At 34.7% G+C, this 17,254-nt stretch carries 19 protein-coding genes; 1 reads left to right on the top strand and 18 read right to left on the bottom strand.

From position 1 onward, the window contains the following. Nucleotides 1-255: 255 nt before the first annotated feature. Entirely contained in the window at nucleotides 256-933 is a 678-nt protein-coding gene (locus GH741_RS02865) for a copper homeostasis protein CutC (RefSeq protein WP_153735250.1), read from the bottom strand. A 111-nt stretch (nucleotides 934-1,044) separates the two neighbouring features. Then, nucleotides 1,045-1,608 (bottom strand): TetR/AcrR family transcriptional regulator, encoded by a 564-nt coding sequence (locus GH741_RS02860; protein ID WP_153735249.1) that lies wholly within the window; start codon nucleotides 1,606-1,608, stop codon nucleotides 1,045-1,047. Nucleotides 1,609-1,735: 127 nt separating this feature from the next. On the opposite strand from GH741_RS02860, the gene GH741_RS02855 reads away from it, so the two are divergent. Then, nucleotides 1,736-2,554, top strand: a complete 819-nt coding sequence (locus tag GH741_RS02855) for an SDR family oxidoreductase (protein WP_170287537.1) — start codon at nucleotides 1,736-1,738, stop codon at nucleotides 2,552-2,554. 165 nt (nucleotides 2,555-2,719) lie between these two features. Here GH741_RS02855 and GH741_RS02850 read toward each other — a convergent pair whose 3' ends face one another. The 16 genes from GH741_RS02850 to GH741_RS02775 all read right to left on the bottom strand — a co-directional run bounded on the left by GH741_RS02850 (nucleotide 2,720) and on the right by GH741_RS02775 (nucleotide 17,099). Next, nucleotides 2,720-3,439, bottom strand: a complete 720-nt coding sequence (locus GH741_RS02850) for an SDR family oxidoreductase (protein ID WP_153735247.1) — start codon at nucleotides 3,437-3,439, stop codon at nucleotides 2,720-2,722. Between the two features lie 815 nt (nucleotides 3,440-4,254). Then, on the bottom strand, nucleotides 4,255-4,344 hold the full coding sequence (locus tag GH741_RS02845; RefSeq protein ID WP_276608209.1) for a putative holin-like toxin: 90 nt from the start codon (nucleotides 4,342-4,344) through the stop codon (nucleotides 4,255-4,257). Nucleotides 4,345-4,480: 136 nt separating this feature from the next. Further along, on the bottom strand, nucleotides 4,481-4,885 hold the full coding sequence (locus GH741_RS02840; RefSeq protein WP_153735245.1) for a hypothetical protein: 405 nt from the start codon (nucleotides 4,883-4,885) through the stop codon (nucleotides 4,481-4,483). 210 nt (nucleotides 4,886-5,095) lie between these two features. Beyond that, nucleotides 5,096-6,313, bottom strand: a complete 1,218-nt coding sequence (locus GH741_RS02835; RefSeq protein WP_240795386.1) for an SEC-C metal-binding domain-containing protein — start codon at nucleotides 6,311-6,313, stop codon at nucleotides 5,096-5,098. Between the two features lie 57 nt (nucleotides 6,314-6,370). Next, nucleotides 6,371-6,802 carry a hypothetical protein gene (locus GH741_RS02830; protein WP_205677307.1) on the bottom strand — a complete coding sequence of 144 codons (432 nt, stop codon included), beginning with the start codon at nucleotides 6,800-6,802 and terminating at the stop codon, nucleotides 6,371-6,373. A 539-nt stretch (nucleotides 6,803-7,341) separates the two neighbouring features. Next, nucleotides 7,342-8,229 carry a sugar phosphate isomerase/epimerase family protein gene (locus GH741_RS02825; RefSeq protein WP_153735243.1) on the bottom strand — a complete coding sequence of 296 codons (888 nt, stop codon included), beginning with the start codon at nucleotides 8,227-8,229 and terminating at the stop codon, nucleotides 7,342-7,344. Between the two features lie 160 nt (nucleotides 8,230-8,389). Beyond that, complete coding sequence (locus tag GH741_RS02820) at nucleotides 8,390-9,202, bottom strand: SDR family oxidoreductase (protein WP_153735242.1); 813 nt, start codon at nucleotides 9,200-9,202, stop codon at nucleotides 8,390-8,392. Between the two features lie 206 nt (nucleotides 9,203-9,408). Continuing rightward, nucleotides 9,409-9,813, bottom strand: coding sequence for a VOC family protein (locus GH741_RS02815; RefSeq protein WP_153735241.1), 405 nt, complete (start codon nucleotides 9,811-9,813; stop codon nucleotides 9,409-9,411). A gap of 43 nt (nucleotides 9,814-9,856) precedes the next feature. Beyond that, nucleotides 9,857-10,699: a carbohydrate ABC transporter permease gene (locus GH741_RS02810; protein ID WP_153735240.1), complete on the bottom strand. Its 843-nt coding sequence runs from the start codon at nucleotides 10,697-10,699 to the stop codon at nucleotides 9,857-9,859. Further along, on the bottom strand, nucleotides 10,699-11,628 hold the full coding sequence (locus tag GH741_RS21850; protein ID WP_205677306.1) for an ABC transporter permease subunit: 930 nt from the start codon (nucleotides 11,626-11,628) through the stop codon (nucleotides 10,699-10,701). Before GH741_RS21850 ends, GH741_RS02810 begins: the two co-directional genes overlap by 1 nt. 62 nt (nucleotides 11,629-11,690) lie before the next feature. Then, nucleotides 11,691-12,989: an ABC transporter substrate-binding protein gene (locus GH741_RS02800; protein WP_153735239.1), complete on the bottom strand. Its 1,299-nt coding sequence runs from the start codon at nucleotides 12,987-12,989 to the stop codon at nucleotides 11,691-11,693. Between the two features lie 198 nt (nucleotides 12,990-13,187). Next, on the bottom strand, nucleotides 13,188-13,658 hold the full coding sequence (locus GH741_RS02795) for a VOC family protein (protein WP_153735559.1): 471 nt from the start codon (nucleotides 13,656-13,658) through the stop codon (nucleotides 13,188-13,190). Nucleotides 13,659-13,690: 32 nt separating this feature from the next. Then, nucleotides 13,691-14,167 carry a VOC family protein gene (locus GH741_RS02790; protein ID WP_153735238.1) on the bottom strand — a complete coding sequence of 159 codons (477 nt, stop codon included), beginning with the start codon at nucleotides 14,165-14,167 and terminating at the stop codon, nucleotides 13,691-13,693. 54 nt (nucleotides 14,168-14,221) lie between these two features. After that, a complete protein-coding gene (locus GH741_RS02785) occupies nucleotides 14,222-15,052 on the bottom strand; it encodes a sugar phosphate isomerase/epimerase family protein (protein ID WP_153735237.1) in 831 nt (276 codons plus the stop codon). Nucleotides 15,053-15,120: 68 nt separating this feature from the next. After that, nucleotides 15,121-16,152: a substrate-binding domain-containing protein gene (locus GH741_RS02780; RefSeq protein WP_153735236.1), complete on the bottom strand. Its 1,032-nt coding sequence runs from the start codon at nucleotides 16,150-16,152 to the stop codon at nucleotides 15,121-15,123. A 245-nt stretch (nucleotides 16,153-16,397) separates the two neighbouring features. Further along, a complete protein-coding gene (locus GH741_RS02775; protein WP_153735235.1) occupies nucleotides 16,398-17,099 on the bottom strand; it encodes an SDR family oxidoreductase in 702 nt (233 codons plus the stop codon). Nucleotides 17,100-17,254 lie beyond the last annotated feature (155 nt).

Raw genomic sequence — 17,254 nt, 5'->3', positions numbered from 1 at the left:
AATTTTCTGAATCTAACTTGAGACTAAGTCTAATATATACTGGTAAATATTACAAGTCCTTTTTTTAAAAAATGGAAATTAAGGTAAAGTTCACTGGCATGTTCATAGGGACGGTTCTTCTGCTTCCATTCATTTTTCGAAGAATTAAATGTAAATTACGACTTGCTTACTGTTAGTTCTGGAACATTAATTCCCCCTCTTACTCACTAAACAGACTGGGACAAGGAGCCTGTCCCTCTGTCCCTACCTCTGTCCCTACTTAATATTCTGTATAACTCTTTTGTCGAATCCATTGGAGTATGATTGGGCAACTCTTACGCCCTTTCCAAAATGGTATTCACTTGCACCGACTACATTATGAATTACCTTTATATTATTTTCATTTAATCCAGATCCTGGCATAATAATGGGACCATTATGGATTTGCGAAAGCTCTACAAGTTGTTTCAAAGATTCCTTGCCTTTTACACAGTCTACCTCACCACCAGAGGTTAAAATTCTTTTTATAAATGCCTTATATTTTACTAATGTCTTGTAAGCTTTTTCTTGTGAGGGAACATAATCAAATGCCCTATGGAAAGTAAAACTAATTTCATCAGATACAGAAATAACCTCTTCCAATAAACGTTCATTGATCGTACCATTCTTATTTAAAGCTCCAAAAACAAAATTAGATGCACCCACTTCAATCATTTGGTTAATTTGTTCTAATATAAGGCGTTCCTCAGCATAGGAATAGCAGAAACTATAATCATGAGGCCGAATCATAACTTGAACAGGAATTGATACACTTTCTACCACACTCTGTACTGTATCAAGGCTAGGAGTTAAGCCATCTTTATCAATTCGAGAGACTAATTCTAACCGATCAACCCCTAATGCTTCTGCTTCGATTGCCTCTTCTTTATTTTGTACAATAACTTCCATATACATCTTGTTCAACTTCCTTCTGTATCAAATCTACTAATAAGTTTACAACAAATATAGCCGCACCAACTGTCTAATACCACTAATCTCAGAGAAGTGAAGAGACTCCCTTTGCGTCTATGAATGTGTTGCATACCGCGACATGATAGTATTCCCAATAGTTGATAGATTCTTAGCAAAATCATGTACATTTGTTTCTAAGTCATTTTCCAACCATTTTGCAATATAGCCGACGGTACCAAATGCAGTAAATGCTGCGAATTCAGGATCCTCTAAGTTCTTTTCTAATTCGGTACCAATGCGTTCGGTAAATAGGGCTATAAATTCCTTATCTTGAAATCGATCTTTATAAAAAGATTTATTTACTTTAATGTGCTCACATATTTTCAAAGTATTAGAAGATATACCATCCCTAGATAAGTTAAATGATTCAACTGTATCTACCACTGGATGGGAATAAAATAGCAAAAATCCTTCGACTAATTCCTCGGTTATCTCAGAAATAAGGTCATATTTATTCTCAAAATGAAGGTAAAACGTTGATCTACTAATACCAGCTTTGTTTACAATTTGTCGGACAGTTATTTTTTTGAATTGGGTAGAAGCAAGTAGGTTTAAGAATGCTGTTATTATGAATCCTCTTGTACTTGTAGAATACATGCTCGTTTGTTCATTTCCCAAAATAATCCCTCCGTTTAAATGGACATTTTCACCTAGAATGTCTCTTGAAGTAATACTTTCTTAACCATAAACTATATGTAAGGGGTTTCTTAATTAAACATCATACATTATTTGGGGAGGAATGGAAATGAGTAAGGTATATGTAATTACCGGTGGATCCGGTGGAATGGGGAAAGAAATTGCCAAACGCTTTGGAGACAAAGGAACTATCGTTCTAGCAGACGTTAGTGAGGAAAGACTAGCGACAGCAGTGGAAGAATTGGCAGCAGCTGGCATAACAGATGTTATTGCCCAAACAGTGGATATCACTAACAAACTTCAGGTTCAAGAATTGGCCGACAAAGCTGCTAGTTTAGGAGACTTAGGTGCTATTGTTCATACAGCAGGTCTTTCACCCACAATGGCAGATTCTAAGCGCATCATGCTCGTAAATCTAGTTGGAACAGGCTACATATTAGATTCATTCTTAGCCTATGCAAAAACAGGAACAGTTGCCGTTTGTATCTCTTCCATGGCTGGACATATGACACCGAGCGGTCCATATGATGAAATACTCAAAAATCCATTGCAGGCAGATGTTGTCGAAGAAATGGAAAAGTTTACCAAAGGCTCATCTGGTGCAGCCTATAGCTTGTCCAAACTTGGGGTACAACTAATCGTAGAAGACCAGGCCTGGGCATGGGGACAAAAGGGAGCCCGAATCGTATCCGTGTCTCCAGGTACATTCAACACCCCAATGGGGCGTCAAGAAGCAAGCCAATCTCAGCAAATGAAAATGCTATTGGATAACACTCCATTAGGGAGAGAAGGAGAACCTAGTGAAATTGCCTCAGTCGTACACTTTTTATGCAGTGAAGAAAGCTCCTATATCACTGGCACAGATATCCGCATTGATGGCGGCACAATAGCTAATATGCGGAAACTGAGTAAAAGTCAGGAACAGTAGAAATTTCTTGGATAATCAAAAGAGTTGCTATACATCACGTGATCCTACCAAGTAGACAATGTAAAAATAGTATGATAGACTACGGTCTTTTTCTCGGTTTTCAACCGGGAAAGACCTTCCTTTTTTTCATGGATCATACCAAAGTTTTTTACTATGAATTTTTCATTAGTTATTATTATAAACCACTGGCGTTTTAAACTTCCAATTCTCCCATAATTTATCATCTGTTGCTAGTTCAGCCATAAAATTACTTACATTAATTCTGCTAGTTTTACCAGCGTTGAATATTGGGCTTCTTACCGGGGATTTACATACTTGATAGGAACTTTCTTCATCATGGTTGACTAATGTATCTGGTCGCACAGCAACCCAACCGACACGTTCGTCTTCTATACCAATATTTGTTAATAGGTAATTTGCTGCCTTGAGATTATCACGATGAGGAGGAAGCATAAGCTTTAGGAAAAAATGGATGATTTTTTCTCCAATAGAATTTATCTCTCCAGATAAACTATTCGTATATCCTGTTGTACTCATAAGGATGAGTTTTACCTCTTTGTCTTTCCTCTTTTTGACTGTCTCACAGATTCTTCTTATTGTATTAAATACCAAATAATAAGGTTTACCAAACATCCCTTTGAGCGTAACATTGTGACCAAGACAGGAGATAATCACATGACAATCACATAAAAGGTTATTCAGCTCAGACTCATTTAATCCGTAGATATTCCCTTTCACGATTTCCACTAATGAATTGTCTGTTATGTCGTTGGGAAGGACTGCACTTTCTCTGATGAGAACCCGAGTATTAATTTGTCTTTTAATTAATTGCCTGACAACTTGTTTACCGGTAGCGCCGCTTGCCCCAAGAACTAATATTCTCATATTTTATTTCCCCTTAAAACGAATTTATTTCAATAGAATTAAAACCTCTGACTATCAGATATATCTAGAAGCAGTTCGCATAACACAATAGGTGAATTTAAGATAAAATAGGTCAGATTCATTAATGTGATGATATTCAACATCAATAGTAACGTAGCCATGAGAGTCAGTGTATATCCAATAATCCCCCATAGGAGGGAACAAAAGAATACCAGTTCTTCTGTTTGGTTCCGTGATTATCCTTTTCCAAGAAATTGTAAGAGCCTTAAGTTTGTATAATCACTAGCACTTTCAGAAATTGATAATACAAATTCATAATCAAACTGCCTATCCATAAATGGCAATGAACCTTTTTCTGCAGTGCATTACTTGTTAATACAAGCTCGTATTGACTTTTATCAATACAGTTAATCTCCAATTACATTATATAATTGAAGATTAACGATTATGTTGAAAAATCCATAAAATAGTTGCAACAATTATTGAGAATGAAAAGGCGTAAAATTTAGATAGTTATATGTGATTAAAATATACCGATTAACATATCCTCACCATGCACCTTTAGCTTTTTCACTGCATTCTGATAGTGATGATTCTTCCATCAGATTTCACCTGTTATCCTTTTAAAATACGATTTAAATAGCTTTAATTTATATTTCAATAATCATATGGTATAATTCAATTAAGATTAGAATAAAACTAAAAAAGACCACAGCTACCAACTGTGGCCCTAGATAATCGGTTCCCCCAGAGGGATCGGCTATCCTTGTTAGGAGTAGACCTCACCTAATCACTTAGCGGGTAAATAGGGAGGTCTATTTTTTATTGATCAAAGAAATGACCAATGCGAGTAATGCAATCAAGAAGGTCCCAAAACCAATCAGCACCATGAAACTCTCATACATACCCATAGGCATCACCCCCTCTCAAGTGGGGTTAGCCGACCGCTCCCTAAAAGTACCATTACCTTACTAGATTATATCATAGAAACAAACCAAAAAGAACAAACGTTCGTATGTATTTCTGATGTCTCTCCACTGTTTAATTATCAATTTTAGAATAAGTTCCACGATACCACTCTACTAAGTCTCCATATGTTATTTTGTTGCCACCGATTTCTAAGATAACGGTACCTGGTTCAAACAATCTATCTGGATACTCTTTCTTCCCATTAAATTCTCCAGCTGTTGTAAGCCTTCGTTTTGAACCTAACGCTCGTAAATAATTGTAATTATTTTCATGATAATCACCGTTACACCATTGACTAATTCTAGCACTTTGTACTTTTTTCGAACAGAGTTCTTGGGCTAGTTTTTGTATATCAACTTGTTTGAAATAAATGTTTTCATTTTTCCTAAACACTAACTCCTTATACGTTAGCACTAATGTTGCCAACCAGACAGCCCCAAAAACATTATCTGTTTTTCTAGTCAAAATGACCTTCACCACTACCACCTACCCTACTTAAGTTTATAGTGATACAATTCGACTTTAACTAGAAACAATCCTGTAATTATCTAATTGAAATTCATAAAGACTCTAAATAGTTGCCTCAGAATTCGACCAAATACATCTAACTAATTAGTTTTGGATTCATAATTAGAACCGTACTATGAAGCAGTTGTCCAATAAATGAATTGCATGGTGAAGGTTAACCTATTTTCCACAGCACTTTTTATACTTTTTTCCACTTCCACAAGGGCATGGATCATTTCTACCTACTTTTACACTTTTAGCAGGCTCGTCCGACTTATAAGGAGTCGATGGCAAAGGTTGCAGATGTTTTCTTTCCTTTTGACCCAACTCGTTTGGTGAATGACCTTTGAGTACCCATTGTCTCGTATTATTCATCAAATCAACCACGCGATCCATTAATGCTTGAATCTCATCTAAACCAACTAACTCAAACTCCATATTAAAATTCTCTAACAGTTCATTGGGGCCTGAACCATTTTGGATGTCATACACACTATCTTCCACAATGTCATCTGCTTCTTCCTTGCTGATGTCAAAATTTCGTGTAAAGTACTGAACCATTTGATGATAACTATCATTTTTTTCAATAAACTCATGCTCTCCTGCTTTCAAGAGTTGCTGCTTACTGAAAGGATAAAAAGGTACATCCTTTCTCTTTTCTTGTTCCTCTACAACTGATTGTGGTTCTACTACAGCTTGGTCAGAAAATCCATACCCACCGACTTGAAAGTCTTCCATGTATTCATTTGCGTCAAAAATCACTTGGAAAAAGTCTCTAACTTCAACTGTTTCTTTTGAATATGTTTGAACCATTTCTATTAGCTGACTGCTATTTAACGTACCATAATAATAGAGCAGACCTCGCGAAAGGGTTAACCATTCTGAGTTTCTTTTCGCAGTCGCCCTTACATTCAAATCATTTTTCATCGCCTTGATTCGATCGATAAGATCATTAGGGACGGCTACTATTTCCTTACCTTGATAGCTTCCGGTGAAGATAAATCCAGTATTACGAAAATACGTCGCCTGGTCCATTCCTACTGACGAAGGTGCCGTCATTTTCCCACCGTTATCTGCTATTTTAAAAAGTAATGATAACCGTTCACTATCCCAGATTCGATAAATTCCCTCTAATTTATTGGGTATTATTTCTTGTAGAACATTAATTAAATCAGCCTTTTTCAGACTACTGACACCTTTTATGTCTAACTTTTTTCTAATATCGTCTAATTCATGTTTAGCATACGCACCCAATCCTTCTTCAAGCGAAAAAGGAAAAGTTATTTCACCCCAGAACTTCTCGTTACGCTTCCTTAGATGGTCCGTATTAAAATCAGTCAATCCCCCTAGTAATTTATCCATCGCTTGCTCTAACTCCTTATCCGAGTTGTTAGCCAAAACATTCACCAACCTTTTTATGTTTACAGGGACGGTTCTTTCGCTTCCCTTTACTTTTCAAATTGAATGTAAAAAGGAGAATTCTGTTCCTTTTTCGTTGCCTTTATATAGTGATTTTAACACGGTTACTGCGAACAATGCTTCAATAAGGTTGCCAATTTGCTTATCGATATTCCTGTCACTCAAACTTAGGTCACCTATCCAAAGTACTTTAGTCGGTATCTTATCATCTGAATTTCTCACAAAATAACCGTAACTGTCTAAGGTGCTACACACCTCACTCCAATACTCTTTTGGTAATCCAACTGCATTAAATTTTAATTCATAGAATGGTAAAAGAGCATTATGATCAGTAACTAGATACTTGTGAAACCCATATTGAGTTGTCATTTCTTTTTTACCCTGTCCTATTTTCACCACTATAAACCGTGACTTATCATTATCAAATGCTGATCTGTTGCCACGATAACCAATGGTTCCGAGATACAATTCACAAGGAATTCCATCGGATGGTCATCTGAAATAAACTATACACACCAAATGATTAGCTCATTTAGCAAGTAACTAACCCATACTGCCAATCACTATCAAGTGTTGCAATAAAGTTAAGTAACCCATCAAGATTATTAGCACTTTCTTTGCCCGCATAAAGCTCTAGCACAAGTTCTGAAATTTGATTTGGATAAAGAATTGCTGTCCATGATTCCCAATCGGTTTGTCTGCCCTTTAACTGGTTATCTGTTATTTTGTTGATGAGCCAAATAACTTCAATTGTATATTATTTTAAGGAGGTAGTTGATTTGGATGTTGAGGTTTATATCGGTGATCTAAAATGTAGAAGAAGGCGACAAAATATATTTTGAAGGTAATAACTTGAAAAGTAATCAAACTATTAGAAAACCTCTATATTTGTTGAATACTTTAATAATGAGTTAGCTGTACTCACCCATAAAGAATAAATAGCAAAACAAAAGCGAGTGTCAAAGTACACTCGTTTTGCTTTACCTATAAGTAATCACTATCAAATTTTAGAGCATGTTCTTCGTTTGGTTAGAGTCAAAGTTTTCTATTAATCGGGACATATAATCAAAACTAATAGTAATACTCTGAATGGGATCCTTCAATGTTTGATCCTGTTCAACAAAAATATACTGTATTTGTTGTGTTTTGTTAAATGCCTCAATGATTGAAGGAATATCCATGATTCCACTTCCAGTTTCTGTGAATTCATCCTTCTTAACGTTTTCTTGCAATATTTTCATAGTAATTTCTGTGTCATACCCAATCTTCTCGAATAAATTAACAGATTGTATATGAGGAGGTAGATCTTTTTGATGTAACATACCACATCGTTCTCCAAGTTTTTTGATATAAGGAATAGGATCTACCCCTGCCCTTATTGCCCAATACGTATCAAACTCAACTTTAACTAAATCAGGTTCGGTTTGTTCTAATAAGGTAGATAAGACAGATTCTCCCTTAAATTGTTGAAATTCTTGAAAATGATTATGATAGTACAATGTTATTCCGTTTTCCTGTAAGGTCTTACCTACTGTATTTAATTGATTGGCTAAATGTAAAACATCATTCCTATTTTTAAAAAATGCAATAGCCACCCCAAGACGTGATATACCTAATGTTTTGACATATTTAATAAATTCAAATAGTGTTTTCTTAGAATCCCAAAATGTGGGATTAAAATGTGCTGAGACAGCATTTAAACCAAGGTTATCCAATATTTTTTTCAACTGATCCGCTTCCAAATTATCTGCCTGTTCCTTAAAATTATCTTTATTATTAAAATAGAACTCCAAGTTTTGATAACCTATTTTACTTATCTGCTCCAAAGTTCCCACGAAGTCTTTTTTTAACGAATCACGAACCGAAAATAGTTGTAAGCCTAATCGTAACGACATGTTAAAACCTCCTTTTTTTCTAATTAAATAAATATAGAACTAAACTCTAACAATGATTGCTTTTCCCTTCTATTTTCTTCACTGACTTTGAAGGAAGAAGCATGCCACCGATATAACAAATCCCTACAGATTCCATCCTCTTAAACTAATACAAACGGACCTATATATTTAAACGAAGTTTAAGAAAATCGTCATCTTCGTTAATCTTTTGTTTGATTTCATTAAGCTGGTCATGTACTGAAACAATTCGTCCTGCAAATTCATCATAATTACCTGAAACTAGCTCATATATATATTTAGGAGCTTGATAAGGAGATACGTCGACCTTTTCCTTAAACAATTGTTCAATTCTACTTAAGTATTGCTTACCGATTTCCGTTTCTCTTTGATTTCGAGTCATGTCGGTATCATTTAAACCTGGATCTAAAGCGAATACTTTTATTGGTGAATTCTCAAGCTCTTTTGAAAGATTTTCTGTAAACCTTGCAATTGCTGTTTTAGAAGTTCCATAACTATTACCATACCTAAAAGCATTAAAGGTACCACCACCTACAATATTAATCACTCGACCATACTTCTGTTTTAGCATAATTGGAATTACTGCTTGGATAGTGTTAAAGACGCTAAATAAATTAGTCTGCACATCATTGATCCAATCTTCGAGATTAACCTCCCAGGTTGGTCCAATAGCCGTAAAAATTCCTGCATTATTAACCAAAATATCAATCTTACTATAATTATTAAGAACTGATTGAACTGTGGTAGCAATTTGTTCAGGTTGTTTAACGTCCATAACTATTGTTTCAATTGCTAATGATTTCTGCTTTAAATCTGCTTCTAAACTTTTCAATCTCTCTATATTTCTCCCTGTCGCAATAACGGTAAATCCCTTTTCAGCTAAATATATAGCAGTATTCCTACCAATACCTTTACTGGCTCCCGTAATAAGGACAACTTGATTATTTTTTATCATTATTTATGCACCCCTTTGATATTAAAAAGCCCCTGAACTCCAGTTTGGTCTACCATTATACTGGGTGTCAGGGGCTTCATTTTTCGTTTCTGATTATAATCTAAAGATAAAGTTATCCGATTATGATTATCATTGTTTTCATGTTTTAGTAGTTTTTCTCGTTTAACGCTATTCTTTAGAAAAAAATGGTACGATTTGTCAGCATATTATTTGGTTAATTGCGGACATTCAGGATGGTATTGCATTAATTCAATTTTGTTCCCATCTGGATCACTCACCCAGCTTTGGTAGTTCATATCTACCCCCTGTTTTGGTTCTTTATCTAACTTAACTCCTTTACTCTTAATGTGTTCAGAAATTTGGTATATGTCCTCTACCTCTAAGCATAAATGGCTGTAACCAATTGTTTTAACATCTACCTCTATTTCCTTCTCTCCACCATAAAACAATTCAATAAATTGATAATCACATATTTTAAGGTAAACAATCCACGGTTCTCCATCACGATCTAATTCAAACACTTTTTTAAAACCTAATACATCACAATAAAAATTAAGTGCTTTGTCCATATCTTTTACTGTGTACGCTGTATGTCCAATTCCTTTAATCATAAGTATTTCCTCCTTATTTTTGTTCATTATACTTAATGTCTAATTATCCTTTAATAGAACCATCCGACAGTCCTTTTACGAAGGACTTGTGACATAAAATAAAAATTAATAAAACAGGTACTGAAATGACAACTGAAGCACTCATCATTCCTCCCCAATCAATTACAAATTCACTGCTAAACTCATTTACAGCAATAGGTAACGTTTTAACAGACGATGAATTACTTAATATCAAGGCGAATAAAAATTCTTCCCATGTGTGTAAAAACGTATATACACTTACTGCTACAATTCCGGGTTTTGATATCGGTAGGACTATTCGAAATAGCGCGCCTAAATTACTACATCCATCAATTTTGGCTGCTTCTTCCAATTCTCTCGGTACTGTATCGAAAAATGTGCGAAGCATGATTACACCGAGTGGTATAGTAATAGCCATATTAGCAAGAATCAATGCCCCGTAAGTATCAATTAAATGCAATTTTCCAAACATCATATATAGAGGCATAATCAGGACTACCCCTGGCATCATTTGTCCAAATAACAGGCCAGTTGAGATAGTATTGGAACCTCTAAATACAAATCTAGAAAAACCATAACCTGCTAACATAGCAAATAACAAGGTAAAAAAAGTTGTTAAGACTGTAACTACTAAGCTATTAAAAAATGATCGAGGGATATTAGAATCAAATATTACCCTTCCATAGTTTACGAGTGTTGGGTTATCGACTGTTAATTTAGGCGGAAGAGTAAAGACCTCCTCCGGTGGCTTAATAGATGTAATAAACATCCAAACAGCTGGGAATAAAGCTAGGAAAAGTAACAAAAGAAGAAACAAATAGCTAGTGCTTTGAACTAAAATATTCGTTCTTAGCTTTCTCTTCATTACCTCTCCCCCCTTCTCATCAATATGGAAATATAGAATACTGCAAATGTCGATGTAATTAAGAATAAAAATACACTTGCCGCAGAAGCCATACCAAAGTCATAGTTTTGAAATGCAAATTTGTATATAAACATAGACATTACTTCTGACGCATGAGCTGGTCCACCTTCAGTCAACGCATAAACAAAAGTAAAGGCATTAAGTGTCCAAATTGTCAATAATAAAACTACTGTGTAACAAGTACCAGAGATATGAGGTAAAGTCACGGTGAAAAATATTCTCACTGTATTTGCACCATCCATTCTGGCAGCCTCTTTTAGTTCATTTGAAACCGATTGTAATGCAGCTTCAATCATTAACATTACAAAAGGGAACATTTTCCACACATTCACTATTGTAATTGATATAATTGCTGTATTTGCTCCTGATAACCACGAAATATTTTCTGAAATAATACCTGTAGATATCAAGAAGTGATTTATAATACCGAAATCAGGATGATAGGCCCATTTCCATATATTCACCCCAATAATACTAGGAAGCACCCAAGGTACCATAATAAGTATTCTAAACAGCATCTTGAATTTTATAAAACTCTGATTTATTACTAGGGCCGCAAAAATCCCTATGAGAAATTGAAATACCACACTTCCTACTGTCCAAATAAAAGTTGCTCTTAAAGAATTTATAAACAATTTATCCTTGATTAACTCGATATACTGTGCAAATCCGACAAATTCAGTAGCATCTGACATCAAAGAACTTTTGAAAAAGCTAAGAAAAATCGTATGCAATAAGGGATACAATAATACAAGTGCCACTGCTATAACAGCAGGAGCTACAAATAAATAACCGGGATTTATTTTGAAAGTTTTTTTTCCGGGGGATTCAAGTGAATACCCCGGATTTTTCATTTTTTTTTGTAACACACCTTCTCATGCTCCCTTCTATGTGAGTATGGAAATCATATAAAAAGTTTTATATTGAATTTTTACTCGAGTATAGCATCCACTTCATCCGAGGCAGTTTGCATTGCCTCTTCCGCTGAAATTTGCCCCATCATAGCTAATTGAACATTATCATGAATAATCTGTCTGATTTCTGCCATTTCTGGAATTGCCGGCATGGGAACACCGTATTCAATCATTTCAACAAATGGCTTCACTAGCGGATCTTGATATTTTTCATGATCAGCTGATGACTTTCTTGCAGAGAACGTTGTACTATATTCTACTGAATTATCTGGTTCTGCTAGAAAATTAGCTAATTTCCATGCAGCTTCTGGATGCTCACTAAATGCAGTAACAGCTAGACTCCAAACTCCAAGAAGTAACTTTCTTTCACCCTTTTCGGGATACAATGCCGTTCCAAAGTCCAGGTCAGGATTTGCTTCCTGAATTGGTGCGATATCATAATTACCACTTAAAAACATCGCTACATTTCCTGTTTGAAATAGATTCCGACTCGCTGTATTATCATTTTCCATCACACTTTCAGGTGCAACACCATGTTCAGTATGCATATCCACATAATATTTCACTGCCTCAATAGCTTCAGGCTCGTTTAACATTGACTTTGTATAATCTTCATTTAGAATTTCTCCACCAAAGCTAAGAATAAAATTCATTATCTGGTAAGATACATTTCCCACTTGATGTCCTACTAATCCAAATCCAAATGTACCATCTGATGTGGTTTTTTTCGAATATTCTAATAATTCATCGAATGTTGCAGGTGCTTTCGATGGGTCCAACCCATTCTTTTCAAACAACGTTTTATTGTAATAGAGTGCATGTGTTTCAGATCTATACGGCAAAGCATAATAGCTTCCATCTACATTAGCAGTTTGTAACGCACCTGGGTAAAAATCATCTAAATCAAGATTGTCTTTTTCAATAAATTCGTTAAGTGGCTGTAGTCCGCCAGTTTGAGCAAATGGTGCAGTCCAATCACCGGCAATACTCATAACATCTGGACCTGAGTCATTCATTAGTGCTAATAAATATTTATTATTCATACCGTCAATTGGAAAAAACTCCATGTTAACTTTAATATTGGGATTTTGGGCCTCGAATTCAGTAATAAGACCCGGTGCAATGGATTCTTTCCAAGAAGGATTCCAAAGTGTTAATTCTATGACTTCATCAGTTGAACTAGAATTGGAATCGGATTCGGAGTTATTGTCGGACGAGGAGTCATTTCCACCAGTGTTATCAGCAGAACATCCAACAGAAATAGAAACAAATAACATAGTGATTAAAATAAAGATTAATTTTTTCATTTTAAACATTTAAACCCCACCTTTTTTTAGTTTTTTTACTAAATCATTTTATAAAGGATGGTTCATTCTAGATGAGTTTAGTTCACCCCCCTTATATTTAATATCTTTGCTCAAGATGACTCGCAAGAATGCCATGAAATAGAAGATAAATGAAACCGGTACCAAAAGGAACTGAAAAATAGTTATAGATATTCATACTTAACTAAATTAATCCTGATTTACATCGTCTTCTAGCAGTTCAATAATTAATTTCAAATCTTCTAAACAATCCATATAAGCGTATTGTCCTCCTGCATAACCACCACTTTGAATTAAAGGCATATTACACTCTTCCATCCGACTTTTTATCTGTTGCATATTATTAATTTTAAAGGCAATATGATGAAATCCTTCACCTTTTTCATCCAGCACTTCTCTCCATGTACTAGGGTTATTATCCGGTTCGATGAGTTCTATTACGATAGATCCTGTTTTAATAAAAGCAAGTTTGGCTCTGGCTTCTGTCTCCTTTCCTCTAAATTTAGTGTTGGACTCATTTGATGGTTTCGTCAATTTCCATTGCGGCTTTTCTACCCTGAAAAAATTTGCATATGCTTGACTTGTCTTCTCAATATCATTAACAACTAAAGCCAAATGGAGCATTACATCTGTACCTAAAGTACTTGAATCATTTACCATTAAAATCCCTTCTTTCACTATAAATCGTACTTTTAATCTATCTCTCCGACTTCCTTGTATTCCAAAACTAATCCTAATTTTTCAAAGGTATCAAAATAGGCATATCTTTCATGACCTTTATCATGTTTAAAAGTTAGAGGAAAGCCCAAGTCTTCCATAAATTGAATATGCTCTCCGAAACCATCAATGTAAAAGGAAATGAAGTAAACTCCATACCCATGTTTATCTACAAAATCCGTGTATGGATTTGGAACATCTGGTAAAGGTTCGATCAACTCTAAATAGACCGGTTCTGTATAAATCTTCGCGAATTTACATCTTGGTTTTCTATCACTTCCTTTATATTGCACATAACTTTTCCCAGTTGGATCTGGTGCAGTTTCAGGACCAGGAATCGAAATATCAGGAACTTCAACACCAAGTATTTTTGCGTAACTATTCGCAGCTTCTTCAACATTCTTAACAACGATACCCAGCTTCACCACATGTTTGCTTCCTACAGATTCCAAACAAATCGCCTCCTAATAAGTAATTATCAACAATATTTATATTAAATTATAGAGCTATAATGTAATACCTTTTTTCTTAGCTATTGAACGTACGAAGTCAGCTCCCAGCTTGTATTCCTCTTCATTGGGAAGATGTTCTAATAAAAATGAAGTATCTTTAGGAAGCTTATTCATTTCAACCAAAAACACACCATAGTTTAATGTCCCCTTACCCGGTCGTACTTCGTCCAAATGAAATGTAAGCATATCTTGCAAAATTATATCCTTTGCATGCACACTTTTTATATATAATCCTAGTTTTTTAAAGCAATCCTTTAGGAATTCCGAATTATTATAATATTTCTCTAAACTAGTTATCATATTAACCGGGTCAAGGTGTACTCCGAACCGTTCTCTATCTATTGCTTTGATTAAACGTAAATAGGTATTAATGTCATAAGGGAAAATCCATGGCATCGGTTCCAGCGTAAAAAAGGTTTCTTTTGGTTTTACCGAATCGATAATCTCCCTAACAGTATCAACAATAAGAGTAAATGTATCTTCTGACATATTATCTGGATGAGGGCTAGTCCATTTGGGTCCTTTCGATCCAGAAATATTAACACAACACTGTGCTCTCATACGATCAGCAATAGTTAACTGTTCCTTGCAATACTCTAGTGCTTTTATCCGCTCTTCTTCATTTGGGCTTATTGGATTGCTCCATGCCCCTACTTCAGCAATAATAATATCTTCTACATGAGCAGCTTTCACAAAAGCATCCTGTAGCTCTGTGTCTTTGATACCTACATTTTTCGGAATAGTTCCCGCAGTATATCCTAGTTCTATTATTTCTTTTACCCATCCATCTGGATCTTGTGCTTTAACCGGCCCACCTAACCTCATTTTAAAACCCTCCCAAAATTAAGGATGATTGACGCTCTTAATTAAGCGCTTACATATCTAACCTAAAATCATTTCATTGCTTCTTCTCTGTTCCTAGCACAGGAGTTTTTGATTACTAGTTTTGTTTCAAATAATTTTCTAACCGGATTACTAGACTCTTTCTCAATAAAATCAATGAGAACTCTAACACTTTCTTTTCCCATCTCATAAAATGGTATGGAGATTGTTGTTAGTTCTGGTCCGTTGTAGCGTTTGTTATATATCTTCTGGTCATCGAAACTGACAATAGAGATGTCTTCTGGTACTTTTAAACCAACATCTGCAATTGCTTGAATTGCTCCGTAAGCACGATCTTGATCTGATACAAAGATAGCAGTTGGTCTTTCGTTTAACGATAAAAGTCTTTGCATACTGCTATATCCTTCTTCAAATTTGTTATTATTGCTGTAGTTATATGCTAAGTATTCTGGTACAATCATCAAGTTAAACTTTTGCATTGCAAGTATAAAACCATTTAATCTTCCCAGTGCGATTTTTGTATTCATATTTCCTGTAATATGAGCAATTTTTTTATGATTAAGGCTTATAAGGTGATCGGTTGCTTTGTAAGCTCCCCCCTCATGATCCATTAAAATACTGTTTGTTTCGAAATCTTTAAATTCATTTTCAATTAGCACAAATGGAAATTTTCGATCCGATAACTTTTTAATTATTGATTCATCTGAAATATAAGATCCAAAAATAACAACACCATCAACAGGGCCATTAGTCAAATAATCAATATATCTGCTCTTAACCTCTGGCTCACCTTTTGCATCACAATAAATTAAATTATATCGGTGGTCATCCCAGAAACCGATTCCTTGAATCAACTCTGAAAATAAAGGATCATACAAACGTTCTAAAATTATCCCAATACTATTTGTTTTTTTCGAAGAGAGTGCTCTAGCTGAAGCATTTGGTCTATAACCTAAATCATCTATTACATCAAGAACAACTCGTTTAGTTTTTTCACTTACATTTTCGTTATTGTTTAACACTCTAGATACCGTTGATTTAGATACTCCAGCATGCTTAGCAATGTCTAAAATACTGACCACAAAACATCAACCTTTTCTATTCTTATATTTGGGAACGGTTCCAATTATTTTTAAAATTCAATATATTCTGTTATTTAACCCAAATTTATCACTAACACAACTCATTGTCAATATTTTCTTTAAATATTTGGAACCGGTTTCATTTTGTGTCAAAAAAATATAATTCTTTTTTAGTGGCTTAATATTAATGTTTATTTTTTGATAGTATTCGAACCGGTCCTATAAAAAATATAATACCTCCTATATTAAAGTGGCATGGGACGTCCATTAAAATCTATAAAAGCAATTTTACTATAACTCTTCACTTTACCTTCCATAATATTAATAACTTTTGCAGCAGTATTTTCCGGTTCATATGGTGCTTCCATACCACCCATATCGGTTTTCATCCATCCTGGATGAACAGCATAAACTCGAATTCTTTTGTCTTTAAGATATTCTTTTAATCTTTCAGAAAACATGTTTAGGGCTGTTTTTGACATGCTGTACGGGTAATTCGTTGGAAACGCGTTCATAATCGTACCCGCTTCAGATGAAATATTTATTATAGCTTGGTTTTCACCAGCATAGATCAAAGGCAAAAAATGTTGTACAATCCTCATTGGCCCAAATGTATTTACTTCGAATGTAAGACGAACCTTATCCATATCAAGGTCTTCTACTGTTTTCTCTCTTTCAATCATAATAGCTGCATTGTTAATGATGGAATCAAGATAGCCCCACTGTTTTTCTATTTGGTTAACGACTTGATTTATGTTTTGCTCTGAAGTGACATCAAGCTCGACTAACAGAAGAGTATTTTGATATTGATCTTTTAAATGTTTCATTTGCTGTTCTGCTTCTTTTATGGATCTTACACCAGCTGCAACACTATGTCCCTTTTCCAATGCCATTTTGGTTAAATGATTGCCCAGACCACGATTAGCACCTGTTATGAGTATTTTCATTAATAAGTCTCTTCCTTTCTTAGATTTTATTAGTTAAAACTACTTTACATCACACTTTATGGTACCGGTTCCAAAAATAATTAAACTTTACAATATCTTTGAAAGTATCTTACCATGCAAATTTATTTGAGTCAATCGAATTGTCAGTATTATCT

Source organism: Aquibacillus halophilus (genome assembly GCF_009649745.1).
Taxonomy (GTDB): Bacteria; Bacillota; Bacilli; order Bacillales; family Amphibacillaceae; genus Aquibacillus; species Aquibacillus halophilus.
Note: the sequence above shows the minus strand (reverse complement) of the source record. Positions and strands in the feature narration are given on the sequence as shown.